Origin of the sequence: Vibrio sp. 1F255 (genome assembly GCF_041439145.1) — a bacterium.
Classification (GTDB): Bacteria; Pseudomonadota; Gammaproteobacteria; order Enterobacterales; family Vibrionaceae; genus Vibrio; species Vibrio crassostreae_C.
Genome location: NZ_JBGONQ010000015.1, coordinates 1 through 15,838, shown reverse-complemented (window position 1 = coordinate 15,838; position 15,838 = coordinate 1). Strand labels below are relative to the sequence as shown.

Below are 15,838 nucleotides of genomic sequence, written 5' to 3'. Positions count from 1 at the left end.
CTAACTCTTTGACCTTGTCCATTCCCCGTAGCCCTGAATCTCAAGTCCATTTAGAACAAACAACCAACGCTAAGGTCGAATGTTATTGAAACTGACCTTCTGCGTTCCGTCATCTTTATTCAATAGCTCCACCACATCGCCTTGATAGTAATACGGTTCCATTGGCATCTCGCTGTTGGTCGGCCTTGCGTAATGCAATATTGCTGGCTTCGCGTCAACTTGCTGAGCGAACAAATAGCCAATCAGCGCATGTTCAAACTGGTGATAACCGTTGCCCCAATGGAAAGCTTTGGTGCGTTTTGGCTCAAGCCCGACACCGCCGTATTTGTGGTCGACCCATACATCATGAAAGGTCGGTAACGTGTATTGCAGGACGTCTTTCATCGAACCATCGACAAGTGAAACCGTCATTGCTGCTTGATCAAGTTCCGCCCACTCCCATGATGAAGCCCACTCACTGTGCGGTCTGCTTTGCCAGCCAGTTATCTCTTGTCCTTTCCAGGCTTTCTGAAGTTCCTCGCCATAATATTGGGAGACACTCACGAACTCTTTCTGATATTGCGCCTGATCCAAAGTGTATTTCATACCGTCTAAACCAAACTCCGACCATTCAGAGTTATTCAATGTTTGGCCTGTAAGGTAAGTCATCCAATACGCTTTGATGGTGTGCCCAAAATCATTGTGATTAGCATTCGGCATCATCGCTGCTTTATCGTGAATTGCACCGTAGAAGCGTTGTTCATCTTCAGAATGGTATTGGTCAATCATGGCTTGCGTGAGCCAGTTTAAGTCATCAAGCCATTTTGATTTGATGGGCTCTTTGAGCAGAGGAGCGACTAACAACAGGTAGCCGTTTATTTGATCAAGTTGCGCAACCAGTTCACGTCGTTTTGCACTGCCATCTTCACCGTCGGCGAGTACCCAAGCAAGACCGCTGTTGTCGCTAAGTCGATATTTATCAAAGATAAAAGCTTGTTGGGCGATGAGTGCTTCTTCTACCTTTTTGTCTTGGGTCAGGTAGTAGTACATGGCAAGGCCAACTAATGCATACGCTTGATCTTGAGAAGTACGCTGCTGCCAATTCTGGCCTACTTTTCCCTCTTTTGTGTAGCCGATAAAGCCGCCGTTTTGCTTATCTTCTAGCTGATCAATGATGTAGTAGGCTCCTTGCTTGGCAAGCGCTAAAGCCTGCTTATCGCCACTAAGGTGGTAGAGCACGCCATAGGCATAAGTTTGACGTGACTTCATCCGCGTAAACTCTTTGCCAAAGTGTGGCGTGATCCAGCCTTTGTTTAGTTCATGGCACACATCAGAAACATCGAGCAAGGTACCGTCATCACAGCGGAAAGTAGGGAAGTTTCCTACCGGTTCTCCTTGAGCGCTAGGCATTAACCAATAAGGTGCAAGCCCTTCAGTCGCATGGTTGAGCCACTCTTCTCCAGAAGGAAGATGGGCGTTGGCAGATACGGCGAAGCTAGTAATACTGAGTAATGCGATCGTTGCTCGTAACATGATGTTTATCTTAACTATTTGAATTTCTTTGAATATAAACAATCACATCTGCACATTGTGATTAGGCGATCACAATCGACCAAATTAATAAGGTTTAGATAAAAGCTCACAGACTAGTGAGCTTTGGAAGGGTGTCTTGTATTTTATACTGGCTTGCCCGCCTCATCTTCTTCAACCACATCGGTTTCTAAGCTTGCCTCTGCCAGCCATTTTTGTATCGATGGACTGTTAAGCACACGTTGTTGATACTGCGATGCCTTTTCGGAAAGTTGTATTCCATAGGTTTCTACGCGCAATGCGACGGGTGCAAACATCGCATCGGCAATCGACCATTCACCAAATAACCATCCCTCTGGGTATTGTTCCATTTGTGCAGACCATATTGCATCAATACGAGCGATGTCTTTCAGTGCGTCTTCACTCAGTGTGAGCTTTCGTTGTGCGCGGCAGTTCATCGGCATTTCATTTCTGACGGCAAAGAACCCAGAGTGCATCTCGGCGGAAATTGCTCGGGCATGAGCGCGTTCTTTCACTGAGCTAGGCCACGCTGCACCGTCCAAATAGGCATCGTTAACGTATTCGAGAATCGCCAATGAATCCCACACCGCAACATTACCATCAACTAGGGTTGGAACCTTGGCCGTTGGCGTCACTTTCGCCAGAGTGTCGTAAAAATCAGAGGTGAATAGCTTGAGCTTGATGACTTCTGCATTCAGGTTGTAGTTGTCGAATATTAGCCATGCGCGCAGTGACCAAGTTGAGTAGTTCTGGTTTCCAATATAAAGCTGCATCGTTGCTTCCTTGCGTTTGGTGGGCATGCATTTGAGATTAGGGGATTGTATTGCGGCGCACTAACGGATAATTTTGATGCAATACATTAACAAAAACGATGGGTGGTGATTTCAATATGGATATTGATGCTTTGCGAGGCTTTCTCGCGTTTGTAGAAACCAGTAGTTTCACTCGTGCAGCGAAACAGATAAATCGCACCCAATCGGCATTCAGTGCTCAGATGCGTAAGTTGGAAGAAGAACTCAACGTCACTCTTTTCCAGAAAGAAGGACGTAATTTAATACTGACTGAAGCTGGCTTAGCGCTGCGATCTCATGCCGAACAGTTGGTCGCCCTCCACAATACCGCACTTAAGCAAGTAAAGCGTTACGAAGACAAACAACCTCTGCGACTCGGCTGCCCTGAAGACTACAATGACACCATTCTGCCGAAAGTGATTCGCCTGTTGCAGAAAGCAGAACCCACCTGTTCAATCCAAATATTCAGCCTGCCCAGCATTACGCTGAGAGAGTGGTTGGATGACGGCAGGCTTGATGCGGCGATTGTCACCCGAGCGCCCGATAGTGAAGAGGGTTACTGGCTCACTCATGATATCGGAGTATGGATAAGCAGCCCTGATTATGTGTTCGATGAGTCTAAACCAGTGCCATTAGCCTTGTTTCAGACCGATTGTAAGTACCACGCCGCGGCAGTGAATGGCTTAACCAAGCAGGGCACGCCTTATCAGTTATTGGCGTGTAGCAATACTGCTTCAGCGCAGCGAGCGATCGTTAAAGCTGGATTAGCCATTGGCGCGATGGGTAAGCTGAGCGTGACTTCAGATTTGAGAATCCTCGATGATATGCCACCGTTGCCTTCGGTCGATATTGTGCTGATCCTAGCGACCAAGCATCACCCGGTATTGGATAAAGAAGTGCTCAATCAACTTGTGGAGTTGGATTCTGAGTAGCTTAGATTCCTTTTCCTACTATAGAATCCCCAAGCTCTTTAGCTTTCGGTAAATGGTATTGCGGCTGATGCCGAGTATTCGAGATGTCTTGCTGATGTTGCCTTGGTTCGCTTGATACGTTTGCAACAAGGTATCTTCAACGGTACTTCTTAGATCGTTATTCGTTGCACCTTTGATGGCATTAGGAGTCGTCAGTTGATGCTGATTATCTTGCGCTAATGACGTGAGATGTTGAGCAAGGTGGCTGGGCACATGCTCGAGTGTGAGTTGGGGTTCATCACTTGCTAATAGAGCAGCAACCTTAAGTAAGTTGTCTAATTCGCGGATATTACCCGGCCAAGAATAGGCGCACAGTAAGCTCATCAAGTGCGGGCAGATTGTCTGTTCGTCTTCGGCGTATTTACGATGAATGTGCTCGATTAAAGCGTGCTTGTCTTGTCGGTGTTGTAGGCTTGGCAAGGTGAAGGCTAAGCCATTGAGTCTGTAATACAGGTCTTGCCTAAACTCACCTGTTGCGACTAACTGCTCGAGGTTTTTGTGAGTTGCAGCGATGATCTGACAATCGACTTGATAGCTTTGATTGGAACCAACTGGCACCACGGATTTGTCTTGCAGAACATGCAGTAGTCGGCACTGAGCTTCTAAAGGCATGTCGGCGATCTCATCTAGAAATAGAATCCCTTTATCTGCTTGACGGATCTTACCTTGGAAGCCCTTGTGGCTTGCTCCCGTAAAGGCGCCCGGCGCGTAACCAAACAGTTCAGATTCGATAAGGTCTTTAGGCAGCGCGCCACAATTTACCGCTACCAAGGGCGAAGACTTACGCTGGCTTTGCTTGTGCAGCGCTTTAACAAACTCGCCTTTGCCAACTCCTGTTTCTCCTAAGATCAACAAACTGATCCCTTTATCGATTACCTTGTTGGCTTGCTGCCAAGCGTGTTCGATTTGTTGCTCGCCATGGTGCAAATCACACGATGCTGAAATGGAGCGCGTGCGTTTGGTGGTTGGTTGTTTGAGGTGTTGTTTCTCAAATACAAAAGGCGTGTCTAATGAGGTTCGGTTGAAGAGGGTATCGATACTCTCACCGACGATCGAGGTTTGATCCAATAGTTGAGAGGCGACCTGATTGTGTGCCACCACCTCCCCAGCTTCATTGGCTATTACAATCCCTTGCCAACCACTGTGTAATAAAGATTTCTCACACGCGAGATCTATTCGAGTGGTGCCTTGTGGGATGTGGCTCAGTAGCTGGTTTTCAACAAGCTGAACCATATTTTGAACCAGTAGCTGCACCGAACTGTCGTGCTGTTGCTGCTCACTGGTAATGTCCAATACGCCAACCATGTTCCCTTGGTGATCAAACACAGGGCTTGCTGAACAGCTGATAAATCGATGCTGGTGGATGAAGTGCTGCTCACCAATGATGGTCACGGGTTTAGCTTCAACAATCGCGGTGCCAATCGCGTTGGTGCCCTTAAGTTGTTCCTGCCAACACGCTCCTGAGCTGAGTGCAATTGATGTCAGCTTCTCCTTAAACCGCTCCTGTCCCCAACTCGCCAGAATCACCCCTTCAATATCGGTCAGAATCAAACGACTGTCGGTACGAGCAAACATCTGATTAAACAAAGGCAGCGCATTGCGTTCGACGATGTGGATCAAGTCAGCCGATTGATGACGTCGCTGCTTAAGAATCGATTGTGGTAGGCGAATGTCTTCAGGAAGTCGTCTCTGTTTTAGACCCGCTTCTGTGCTGCGGTGCCAAGAGGACGAAAGCCAATCTGAGGTGTTTGCTTGTTGAAGGTGCATGACTGTTCCATGTCGTAACAGTGAGGGTGTACCAATTTGGAACAGTTGAACACTGGAGTGGTTTCCATACGTCCGTTCAATGCCAACTCACTTTGGGTTGTAAACGTTTGGTAATCATAGTTTTACAATTTATTAACAACAAGTTTTGAAGTTCTGGCGTGTGATTTGCGTTGTTACTGTTGTGAAGAAAACACGAAGTATCAGTGTTTTAAACAGAAAGCATAAACATGGGCGTCTCGCCATGAGTTCTTTTCTCAAGGGGAGCCGCCACAAAAATAAGACAGCTCTAGCTCAATAACGAATATCAAATCGAAGAAGGATCTAACTATGATTTACGCACAGCCGGGTAGTGACAACGCAGTGGTGAACTTTAAAGCTCAATACGATAACTTTATCGGTGGCGAGTGGGTGAAGCCTGTCAGCGGCGAGTATTTTGATAACACTTCCCCAGTGAATGGTCAGGTGTATTGCCAAGTGGCACGTTCAACAGAGGCAGACATTAGCTTGGCACTCGATGCGGCGCATGCGGCTCGTGCTAGTTGGGCTGCGACCAGTGTGACAGAACGTTCCAATATCCTACTTAAAATTTCCGATCGCATTGAAGCGCACCTAGAAGAAATCGCGGTGGCGGAGACGTGGGAAAACGGCAAGCCTGTGCGTGAAACTCTAGCGGCAGACATCCCGTTAGTTGTTGACCACTTCCGTTACTTTGCAGGCTGTATTCGGGCGCAAGAAGGCAGCGCAGCCGAGCTAGATTCAAACACCGCGAGCTACCACTTCCCAGAACCCATCGGTGTGGTGGGGCAGATCATTCCTTGGAACTTCCCGATTTTAATGGCGGCTTGGAAATTGGCGCCAGCACTGGCTGCGGGTTGCTGTGTTGTGATGAAGCCAGCGGAGCAAACACCGACATCGATCTTAGTGATGATGGAGAAGATCGCTGATCTTCTACCTGCAGGCGTAGTCAACATCGTCAATGGTTTTGGTAACGAAGCGGGTCAAGCGTTAGCAACCAGCGATCGTTTAGCGAAATTGGCCTTTACCGGTTCGACAGAAGTCGGTCACCACATCTTGAAATGTGCGGCTGAAAGCTTGATTCCATCAACGGTTGAGCTTGGCGGTAAGTCTCCAAATATCTATTTCCCAGACATCTTTAACCATGAAGACGAATACCTTGATAAGTGTGTCGAAGGCATGTTGCTGGCGTTCTTCAACCAAGGTGAAGTGTGTACCTGTCCATCACGTGTGCTGATCCATGAATCGGTGTACGACAAGTTCATCGCCAAGGTGGTCGAGCGTGCTCAAACTATTAAACAAGGTAACCCGCTAGATACTGATACTCAGGTTGGCGCACAAGCTTCAAAAGAGCAGTTCGATAAGATTCTGAGCTACCTTGAAATCGGTCGTCAAGAGGGTGCGAAAGTGCTGACAGGTGGCGAAGTTGCGCAGCAATCTGATGATCTCGGTAATGGTTATTACATCCAGCCAACAATGTTGGAAGGGCACAACAAGATGCGAGTATTCCAAGAGGAGATCTTCGGTCCTGTTATCGCGGTGACGACGTTTAAAGATGAAGCAGAAGCACTCGAGATAGCCAATGATACCGAATATGGCTTGGGTGCAGGCGTGTGGACGCGTGATGCCAACCTCGCGTATCGAATGGGTCGCAACATTGAAGCCGGCCGTATCTGGGTGAACTGCTACCACGCTTACCCAGCTCATGCCGCGTTTGGTGGTTACAAGAAATCGGGTATCGGCCGTGAGACACATAAGATGATGCTCGATCACTACCAAAATACTAAGAACCTGTTGATCAGCTACGATACTAACCCACTAGGATTTTTCTAAAATAGATAGGTTCTAGAACAGTCTATTAGGAAGTCACTAGCAACGAGATGGCTTAAACAATACAAGTAAAATGAAAAGCAAAACGCCAAGTTCTTATGAGCTTGGCGTTTTTATATTTGAATCGCTCTAGTTTTGCGAAAAGAAGATCTCGGGCTTGTGGACTGGGCCATAGTTGCCTTCTAACTGAGTGAGTTCTAATCCTTGTTTGCCTATCAAAGAGCCGACTAACTGGCGGTTGAACGGGTAGCTGTCGGGGTTGTTAATGTACTCTTCAACATCAATCCATTTAGCTTCTGCAATTTCATCTGTGTCTTGAATCGCAATCTCTTGAGTTTGAGCGATAAGGTGACAAACAAAGTAGAGGTTAGACTTTCCGAATTGATACGGGTGTCTCGTCGCCATGCCAACCACTGAAACGAACGTGGCTTCGATGCCAGTCTCTTCTAAGGTTTCTCGAACCACGGATTCTTCAATGCCTTCACCCAACTCAATATGACCGCCCGGTAATTTGTAGCCCGTCATGCCGTGTTCTTTAATCATCAGCACTTGGTTGTGTTCGTTAGTGATTAACGCGCCAGCACCCAAGGTGTGGGTCGGAATGAAAGGCACAAACTCTACAATCTCGGATTTGTGGATCAGCGTAATCTCGTCTTCTAAGCAGTTGTGAAACACAAAGCCAAGCTCAGTCGCCACCGGAATAAGGTGCGAGAGTGAAATAGGTAAGCTAATCCAAATGATGCCTTTGTTATTCTGCTTTGAAAATTCGGTGATCTCGCTGAGTTCGGCATTGAATGAGTCAACATCGTGAGGGGCTGTTGCTGGGTCAATGATGATGCCGTTAAATTTGTCGAGCGTAAATTCCACGGGTGATCCTTTATTATTTTGATTTATTGGGCGTCGAGCATGGTCTGAGCTTATCGTATCTAAAGAGCTTATAACACCTTGAGAGCAAGGGCAGCAGTGAATCAAAAGTAGGCAATGCAGTTTATGTCGAACGGGTCGGGATAAGTGGAGGGTGTTGCTAGAAACAAAAACTGCGCTTGGAAGCCAAAGCGCAGTTTTAAAATGAGGTTTATTGCAGTTCGATTTTAACGAATATAGTTCGCGTTAATACTCACGTACCAGTGTTGAAGCTTGCCATCAGATTTCTTGATCCACAAATCGTTGGTGTAGCTATCAATCTTGCCGTTAACCGTAAGGTTGAATGTGTTCTCGTCGAATTCGCCAAGCTTCACGAACTGGTCCGTGGTAATCAGGAATGGGTCCATGTCGTCTACACCAACCACATCTGAAATCACATAGTAGTGGTAAGTCAGCGGCTTGCTCGCATCATTCGGGTTGCTGCGATACGCAACAAGCTTGAATGGTTCCGTTAATGGAACGTCGAGCGTTTGCTTGTCCATGGTCGCTGGAATTGGAATAAACAGCCAAGCGGTAAACAGACCGCTCAATAAAACCATCAGGAAGAAAAGAGTCTTAATTGCTTTCATAGCAACCTTCAAAATATGGGGGATGTTAATGGGGCTATGGTAACTAGGGAGAGTAAAGATGCAAGCTCTGTTATTACCCTATCTTATCTCAGCTTAATCTAGCGCAAAGAAAGCGGTTCGGTTAACTCGAAATGTAAACACGAGTACTTAACTCTTGATTATGGCTTAAGAGAATTCGTTATTTGAACCAATCTTGGTTTTTAACCAGTCTCTCGAAACAAGGCGAAGAACTGTCGCGAAATGACCTATATAGATAAAATTCAGTACGATAAGAATAGCGCATGAATATTTTTTGAGCGTTTTCTTATGCATTTAAATCCACGGTTAAGTGGCGAATACCATTCTTATGTCGATCACTCATTTCGTATCGATTGTTCACTTGGCTCCAATCCATTTGGCGCACCAGAAATTCCTGAACATGTGATCAAAGATATTATCTACGGTATTGATAAGTACTATTGCCACAGGGAGCTTTCGGAGCTGACTTATCTGACTCGCCAGTTTATTGGGATTGAAGATTGTCGTATTACGTACACCACGGGCTCTCTTGGGGCGCTAGAACTTATCTTCAATAAACTTATCGATCACAACAATCGCACCATGATAGGCATTGGCCCTCAGTTTGTTGAAGCAGTATCAGAGTTCACTTTGGTGGGCGGGAAGTACCAGTCCATCAACATGTTTGATTATCAAAACGAGTCGGATCTGTTCGGTGTGTTGGCATCAAAAATAAGCAGTCAAAATCCTGCCTTGGTGTATATCGATAATCCCAACAACCCAACGGGTCGAATCTACGACAGAGCTTATCTGGTCGAGATAGCGAGAGTATGTGAGCGTTCTGGCGCTATTTTGATTGTCGACGAGGCATATGGTGAATACCTGACCCCTGAGCAGTCTATGCTCGATCAGACCTTAGTCTTGGACAACTTAATAGTTTTACGAACCTTTTCTAAAGGTTTAGGGCTCGCTGGGATTCGACTCGGTTACTTAGCCAGCAGTGAAAACCTGACTTCTGCAATCGAAGCTGCGGTGAGTGTGTTTACGCCGACTTACCCCTCAATAAAAATCGCATCGGCGACCTTACCCAATGCAAAACACTTCTTAGAAATGAACCGCAGCAAAACTGAATACTTTAAGCAGCAAATGATCGGCTTGTTGTCTGAGAACAATATTGAGGTGGTTGGCACGTCAATATCGACGCCCATTATGTTGTTGAAAAAGAGAGGAACTCACCTTTCAAAGCTATTTGAGAGTATCGGTATTAAGACATGTTCGGGTGTCGATTTTGCTATTACGTGCGACGCGATGACTGAAGAGTATGTTCGATTACGAATTGTTGGCAATGATATAGATTTAGAAGCGTTAAAGCAGCGTATTAAGCAGTTATAAAAGCAACCGTTATAAAATCAGTAGGCATAAAAAAGCCCGCACCTTGCGTTTACAAAGTGCGGGCTAAATTCATCTGGCTACTTGTTTAAGTAAGCAGCGTGGAACTCAATGTGTTCATCAATAAAGCTAGAGATGAAGTAGTAGCTGTGGTCGTAACCAGGCTGCATACGTAGATCTAAATCGGCATTGGTTACCTTAGCGGCTTCGACTAATTGCTCAGGCTTAAGCTGCTCAATCAGGAAGTTATCGGCTTCGCCTTGGTCGACCAACATTGGCAGCTTAGTGCCTTTGGCTTTTAGAAGCTCAGAGGCGTCGTACTGCTTCCACTCTTCAATATCTAAGCCCAAGTATTGGTTAAATGCTTTTTGGCCCCAAGGGCATTGCATTGGGTTACTGATTGGGCTAAATGCAGAGATAGAACGGTAGCTATCTTCGTTGTTAATGCCAATCGTAAGGGCACCGTGTCCCCCCATGCTGTGACCAGATATTGATTTCACTGATGTCACAGGGAAGAAAGACTCAATCAGTGCAGGAAGCTCTGTTACCACGTAATCGTACATGTGGTAATGGCTGTCCCATGGCGCTTGAGTGGCATTCACATAGAAGCCTGCACCTTGGCCGAGATCGTAATTTTCATCGTCGGCAACACCTTCGCCACGTGGGCTAGTGTCTGGTGCAACAATCGCGATGCCTTGCTCAGCCGCGGCTTTGAAAGCGCCGGCTTTTTGCATGAAGTTTTCATCGGTACAGGTTAAGCCTGACAACCAATACAAAACAGGAACTGGGTTTTCTTTGCTTGCGTTAGGTGGCAAGAAAATCGCAAAACGCATGTTGCAGTCAAGCGTTGCAGAAAAGTGGGTGTATTGTTTGTGCCAACCACCAGCAACCTTTACTTGGCTAATGTTTTCGATTGTCATCTATTGTGCTCCGTTAGGTTGATGGTTTGGGAGTAAATTTGTCTATATTACATAAAGTTTCACCACCCACCGGGCAGGAGGTGGTGAAGACAGTTTGTTGCTATTCATTTGTAGCTGTGGCCTCGATGCTCGAAAGAATCGAGGCCAAGATGTGTTACTTATCCATGTGTAGAACAGTACGGATAGATTCACCTTTGTGCATTAGGTCGAATGCTTCGTTTACGTCTTGCAGACCCATTGTATGAGTGATGAACTCTTGAAGACCAAACTCACCCGCCATGTAACGGTTAACGATTTCTGGAAGCTCAGAGCGGCCTTTAACACCACCGAAAGCAGAACCACGCCATACACGACCAGTCACTAGTTGGAATGGACGAGTTGCAATTTCTTGGCCTGCGCCTGCAACACCGATAATTACTGATTCGCCCCAACCTTTGTGACAACATTCAAGCGCCTGACGCATCACGTTTACGTTACCGATACACTCGAAAGAGTACTCAACACCGCCGTCTGTCATCTCAACGATAACATCTTGGATTGGCTTGTCGAACTTAGTTGGGTTGATGCAGTCAGTCGCGCCAAGCTGTTTTGCTAGCTCGAATTTGCTCTCGTTGATATCTACACCGATGATGCGGTTAGCACCAGCCATGCGAGCACCAATGATTGCAGAAAGACCGATACCGCCTAGGCCGAATACAGCAACGTTGTCGCCTTTTTCAACTTTAGCTGTGTTAAGTACCGCGCCCATGCCTGTTGTTACACCACAACCTAGAAGACAAACTTCTTCAAGTGGTGCTTCTTTGCTTACTTTCGCTAGAGAGATTTCTGGAAGTACTGTGTACTCAGAGAAAGTCGAGCAGCCCATGTAATGGAAAATCGTTTCGCCATTGATAGAGAAGCGGCTTGTACCGTCTGGCATTAGGCCTTTACCTTGCGTTTCACGAACGGCTTGGCATAGGTTAGTTTTACCAGATTTACAGAACTTACATTCGCCACATTCAGCTGTGTAAAGTGGGATAACGTGGTCGCCAATCTCAACACTTGTAACGCCTTCGCCGATCATCTCAACGATACCGCCACCTTCGTGACCAAGAATTGAAGGGAAGATACCTTCTGGATCGTCACCTGATAATGTGAATGCGTCAGTGTGACAAACACCAGTAGCAACGATGCGAACTAGAACCTCACCAGCTTTAGGAAGTTGTACATCAACTTCTTCCATTTTTAGTGGCTCGCCAGCTGCCCATGCAACCATTGCTTTTGATTTGATATGAGTTTGACCAGGTTTAATTTCGATTGTCATTGGATGTTTCCTATATATGTCAGTACAGCGGATAACTGTGCAATTAAATTCAACCCGTTAAGCGTAGTTGAGCTTAATTGTTTCCGCTCTCTCGTTTTGTTGGAGCTAGTATAGGTGTGAGTGCATGTTTTGATAATCCCATTAAATAGAAAATGATTATTACGTATTTGTAATAATAGAGCATTTAGGTTCCTCGTGTTAACCGAAAGTCACACTTAAGAATTTTTAAGGTACGTCATAATAATTGCTTACTGAAAATCACATGAATTGGAAATAAAACTACAATATTCTGAGCGCCGTATTTAATGTTGTGGACTCATACATGCTTTTATCTCTTCCGCCTCCAGTGATGCTGTCACTTGCCATCGTGCTTGAAGTTGTCGCGACTTCTTTATTGCCTAAAACGCAGCAATTTACTTCCCTTCCTGCTACCGCCGCAGTACTCGTCGGTTATGGCTTTGCTTTTTATCTGTTGTCTCTCACGGTTCAAACTATGTCTCTGGGTGTCGCCTATGCGATTTGGTGTGGGGCAGGGATTGTGTTAGTCGCGGCGTTATCTTGGTTGGTCTACGGGCAAAAGCTAGACATCTACGCGATCATTGGCATCGCTTTGATTCTGTCTGGTGTGGTGATCATTAACCTGTTTTCAACGTCGGTGAGTCACTAAGAGTCTATTTCCTACTTCTGAAGGAACAAACTAATTGGAATCTAGAGTAGTTAGCCTTCAACTTAAGGTATTGAATATAATATAGTAATTCCAATAAATGCATTTTGTGCATGTATTTTATGAAAACAGCTCACTTTACTCATAGATTGGTCGGTTTAGTATAGCCAGCAGAAACCAATGATTATAAATAATCATAGATATTATCTTTTTATCAATAACTTAGGGGGTCATTATGACTATTCCGACAACCGATATGATGGAAGCTTGGACGGGATTTCAAGCTGGCGACTGGCAAACATCCGTTAATGCACGTGATTTTATTCAGCGAAACTACACCCCTTATGAAGGCGATGAGTCTTTTCTTGCGGACGTGTCGGAGTCGACGACACAGCTATGGGAATCGGTGCTAGAGGGTATTAAAGAAGAAAGCCGCACTCATGCCCCTGTCGATTTTGATACTGATATCGTTTCCACTATCACCTCACACGATGCAGGTTACATTGCAAAAAACCTCGAAAAAATCGTGGGTCTACAAACCGATAAACCACTGAAACGCGGCATCATCGCTAATGGTGGTATTCGAATGGTGAAAACGTCGTGCGAAGTGTACGGTCGTGAATTAGAGCCACAAATCGAAAAGATCTTCACTGAGTACCGCAAAACGCATAACCAAGTAGCGTTCGATCTTTATACTGACGAAATTAAAGCATGTCGCCGTTCTGGTATTATTACTGGTCTGCCAGATGCTTATGGTCGTGGACGCATTATTGGCGACTACCGTCGTCTTGCTTTGTACGGTATCGACTTCCTAAAATCAGACAAAAATGAGCAGTTCAAATCAACTCAGAAGATGCTTGAAACGGGTGGTGATTTAGATAAGACATTGCGTCTACGTGAAGAGCTTACTGATCAAATTCGTGCCCTTGATGAAATGCGAGAAATGGGTTTGAAGTACGGCATTGATATGTCTTCTCCTGCTCGTACTGCGCAAGAGGCAATCCAGTTTACCTATTTTGGCTACTTAGCTGCGGTTAAGTCTCAAAATGGTGCTGCGATGTCGCTAGGCCGCACATCAACCTTCCTAGATGTTTACATCGAACGTGACCTTAAACTTGGTCTGATTGATGAAAAACAAGCGCAAGAGTTGATTGACCATTTCATCATGAAGCTTCGTATGGTTCGTTTCCTTCGCACTCCTGAATACGATTCATTGTTCTCTGGCGACCCAATTTGGGCAACAGAAGCAATGGCTGGTATGGGCGTTGATGGTCGTACTCTTGTTAGCAAAACGACTTTCCGCTACTTGCACACATTGCACACGATGGGCCCAGCACCAGAGCCGAACATGACGGTTCTATGGTCTGAACAACTGCCTATCGCGTTTAAACAATACGCGGCTAAAGTGTCTATCGAAACCTCATCACTTCAGTATGAGAACGATGATCTAATGCGTGCGGATTTTGATAACGATGATTACGCGATTGCGTGTTGTGTAAGCCCGCAGGTGGTTGGCCAACATATGCAGTTCTTCGGTGCTCGTGCAAACCTTGCTAAAGCGTTGCTTTACACCATTAACGGTGGTGTTGATGAAAAATCTAACATGCAGGTTGGCCCCCAAGTTGCTCGTATCGAAGATGAAGTTCTCGATTTTGACCGCTTAATGCCTCGCTTTGATGACATGATGGATTGGCTTGCAACGCAATACGTCACTGCGCTGAACGTGATCCATTACTCGCATGACCGTTACAGCTATGAAGCATCGTTAATGGCATTAATGGACCGCGATGTTCATCGCACAATGGCTTGTGGTATTGCAGGGCTGTCGGTTGTTGCTGACTCGTTAGCGGCTATCAAATACGCGAAGGTAACACCAGTACGTAACGAAGATGGCATCGCTGTCGACTTTGAGATTGAAGGTGAATATCCAAAATTCGGCAACAACGATTCACGTGTTGATGATATTGCTTGTGATTTGGTTGAACGTTTTATGAAAAAAATTCAGAAAATGAACACCTACCGTGAAGCGGTTCCAACTCAATCTATCCTTACGATTACTTCAAACGTTGTATATGGTAAAAAAACCGGTAACACACCAGATGGTCGCCGCGCAGGTATGCCATTTGGCCCGGGCGCAAACCCAATGCACGGTCGTGACGAGAAAGGTGCGGTTGCTTCACTTTCTTCAGTTGCCAAACTGCCGTTTGAATTCGCTAAAGATGGTATTTCTTACACCTTCTCAATCGTACCAAATGCACTAGGTAAAGATGACCTAAGCCAAAAAGTGAACCTAGCAGCACTAATGGATGGTTACTTCCACCATGAGGAAAATGGAGGATCGATTCGTGTTGAGGGTGGGCAGCATCTCAACGTTAACGTGCTTAACCGTGACATGTTGTTGGATGCCGTCGAACATCCAGAAAAATACCCACAGTTAACTATCCGAGTCTCGGGTTACGCAGTACGATTCAACTCGCTAACACGTGAGCAGCAACAAGATGTAATTAGCCGTACGTTTACTGCTAAGATCTAACCGTAAACTTCAAGTTATACGGTCCTAAAAAGCGCGAGAATGACATCCGTCTCTCGCGCTTTTTTGTGCGTCGAGTATGGCGGTAATCATGTTGTTGGACGTCGCGTTGTCTTGGCTAGTATATGGGCAAAACCGATATTTACGCGGTGATTGGAATTACTTTGATGCTTTTTTTGGGGGGATTCGCTTGTTTTTTATGTCAGAGATCACTAGGAGCTCTAACTTATCTTTGCCCCTTTCCATATATGGAATCCACGTATTTACAAAGTGATTTAGCAATTAAAGTTAAGATGCGGTCGTATATACGGCTTCTTGTTGAAGGCGCTACCTTCTAGCCTTTGATGTTTGCGCACCTACTGTCCTCATCGAGTTATCAGCTTTTAATAGCGTGAAGGAATGGCCAGGTTTTCAGTAGGTTGGTCTTACCTTTTTTGCATCATCATTTTGTAAAACTTCAAATTAGTATTGTGTGTTTAGTGGTTTACGCTGTCATTAAAATAGGTGAATATTTTGTTTCGTTCCGAAGCATTGCCCATGCTGTTCGAACCACTTTATTAGCAAGAGCAATACAGGCCTTTTTAAAGGTTCATCGCGGCTTTCCGGGGAAAGCCGCTTTTATCTTCAAGAAGAAGTAG

The 15,838-nt window shown here is 45.6% G+C and carries 12 protein-coding genes; 5 read left to right on the top strand and 7 right to left on the bottom strand.

The window, feature by feature from the left end; genetic code table 11:
* Positions 1-69: 69 nt before the first annotated feature.
* Entirely contained in the window at positions 70-1,512 is a 1,443-nt protein-coding gene (locus tag ACED41_RS10325; RefSeq protein WP_371724916.1) for an N-acylglucosamine 2-epimerase, read from the bottom strand.
* Between the two features lie 143 nt (positions 1,513-1,655).
* Positions 1,656-2,303: a glutathione S-transferase family protein gene (locus ACED41_RS10320; protein ID WP_017069761.1), complete on the bottom strand. Its 648-nt coding sequence runs from the start codon at positions 2,301-2,303 to the stop codon at positions 1,656-1,658.
* 98 nt (positions 2,304-2,401) lie between these two features.
* On the opposite strand from ACED41_RS10320, the gene ACED41_RS10315 reads away from it, so the two are divergent.
* On the top strand, positions 2,402-3,253 hold the full coding sequence (locus ACED41_RS10315; RefSeq protein ID WP_371724915.1) for a LysR family transcriptional regulator: 852 nt from the start codon (positions 2,402-2,404) through the stop codon (positions 3,251-3,253).
* 18 nt (positions 3,254-3,271) lie between these two features.
* On the opposite strand, the gene ACED41_RS10310 is transcribed toward ACED41_RS10315, so the two are convergent.
* On the bottom strand, positions 3,272-5,059 hold the full coding sequence (locus ACED41_RS10310; protein ID WP_371724914.1) for a sigma-54-dependent Fis family transcriptional regulator: 1,788 nt from the start codon (positions 5,057-5,059) through the stop codon (positions 3,272-3,274).
* A gap of 327 nt (positions 5,060-5,386) precedes the next feature.
* On the opposite strand from ACED41_RS10310, the gene ACED41_RS10305 reads away from it, so the two are divergent.
* Positions 5,387-6,907 carry an aldehyde dehydrogenase family protein gene (locus ACED41_RS10305; RefSeq protein WP_137002175.1) on the top strand — a complete coding sequence of 507 codons (1,521 nt, stop codon included), beginning with the start codon at positions 5,387-5,389 and terminating at the stop codon, positions 6,905-6,907.
* Positions 6,908-7,033: 126 nt separating this feature from the next.
* On the opposite strand, the gene ACED41_RS10300 is transcribed toward ACED41_RS10305, so the two are convergent.
* Positions 7,034-7,771, bottom strand: coding sequence for an NUDIX domain-containing protein (locus tag ACED41_RS10300; RefSeq protein ID WP_017071682.1), 738 nt, complete (start codon positions 7,769-7,771; stop codon positions 7,034-7,036).
* 224 nt (positions 7,772-7,995) lie between these two features.
* On the bottom strand, positions 7,996-8,397 hold the full coding sequence (locus tag ACED41_RS10295) for a hypothetical protein (protein ID WP_017061631.1): 402 nt from the start codon (positions 8,395-8,397) through the stop codon (positions 7,996-7,998).
* Positions 8,398-8,703: 306 nt separating this feature from the next.
* Between ACED41_RS10295 and ACED41_RS10290 the strand changes: the two genes are divergently transcribed.
* Positions 8,704-9,786: a pyridoxal phosphate-dependent aminotransferase gene (locus ACED41_RS10290; protein WP_017061632.1), complete on the top strand. Its 1,083-nt coding sequence runs from the start codon at positions 8,704-8,706 to the stop codon at positions 9,784-9,786.
* A gap of 77 nt (positions 9,787-9,863) precedes the next feature.
* Here ACED41_RS10290 and fghA read toward each other — a convergent pair whose 3' ends face one another.
* A complete protein-coding gene (gene fghA, locus ACED41_RS10285) occupies positions 9,864-10,703 on the bottom strand; it encodes an S-formylglutathione hydrolase (protein ID WP_371724913.1) in 840 nt (279 codons plus the stop codon).
* A 154-nt stretch (positions 10,704-10,857) separates the two neighbouring features.
* Positions 10,858-12,006, bottom strand: coding sequence for an S-(hydroxymethyl)glutathione dehydrogenase/class III alcohol dehydrogenase (locus ACED41_RS10280; RefSeq protein WP_017076927.1), 1,149 nt, complete (start codon positions 12,004-12,006; stop codon positions 10,858-10,860).
* A 322-nt stretch (positions 12,007-12,328) separates the two neighbouring features.
* On the opposite strand from ACED41_RS10280, the gene ACED41_RS10275 reads away from it, so the two are divergent.
* A complete protein-coding gene (locus tag ACED41_RS10275; protein WP_017069768.1) occupies positions 12,329-12,673 on the top strand; it encodes a multidrug efflux SMR transporter in 345 nt (114 codons plus the stop codon).
* Between the two features lie 232 nt (positions 12,674-12,905).
* Positions 12,906-15,203, top strand: coding sequence for a formate C-acetyltransferase (pflB, locus tag ACED41_RS10270; protein ID WP_371724912.1), 2,298 nt, complete (start codon positions 12,906-12,908; stop codon positions 15,201-15,203).
* Positions 15,204-15,838: the final 635 nt, after the last annotated feature.

Bases quoted from the DNA above. Each gene is read 5' to 3' on its own strand.
- ACED41_RS10325 (WP_371724916.1), bottom strand. From the start codon at position 1,512: ATGTTACGAGCAACGATCGCATTACTCAGTATTACTAGCTTCGCCGTA.
- ACED41_RS10320 (WP_017069761.1), bottom strand. From the start codon at position 2,303: ATGCAGCTTTATATTGGAAACCAGAACTACTCAACTTGGTCACTGCGC.
- ACED41_RS10315 (WP_371724915.1), top strand. From the start codon at position 2,402: ATGGGTGGTGATTTCAATATGGATATTGATGCTTTGCGAGGCTTTCTC.
- ACED41_RS10310 (WP_371724914.1), bottom strand. From the start codon at position 5,059: ATGCACCTTCAACAAGCAAACACCTCAGATTGGCTTTCGTCCTCTTGG.
- ACED41_RS10305 (WP_137002175.1), top strand. From the start codon at position 5,387: ATGATTTACGCACAGCCGGGTAGTGACAACGCAGTGGTGAACTTTAAA.
- ACED41_RS10295 (WP_017061631.1), bottom strand. From the start codon at position 8,397: ATGAAAGCAATTAAGACTCTTTTCTTCCTGATGGTTTTATTGAGCGGT.
- ACED41_RS10290 (WP_017061632.1), top strand. From the start codon at position 8,704: ATGCATTTAAATCCACGGTTAAGTGGCGAATACCATTCTTATGTCGAT.
- fghA (WP_371724913.1), bottom strand. From the start codon at position 10,703: ATGACAATCGAAAACATTAGCCAAGTAAAGGTTGCTGGTGGTTGGCAC.
- ACED41_RS10280 (WP_017076927.1), bottom strand. From the start codon at position 12,006: ATGACAATCGAAATTAAACCTGGTCAAACTCATATCAAATCAAAAGCA.
- ACED41_RS10275 (WP_017069768.1), top strand. From the start codon at position 12,329: ATGCTTTTATCTCTTCCGCCTCCAGTGATGCTGTCACTTGCCATCGTG.
- pflB (WP_371724912.1), top strand. From the start codon at position 12,906: ATGACTATTCCGACAACCGATATGATGGAAGCTTGGACGGGATTTCAA.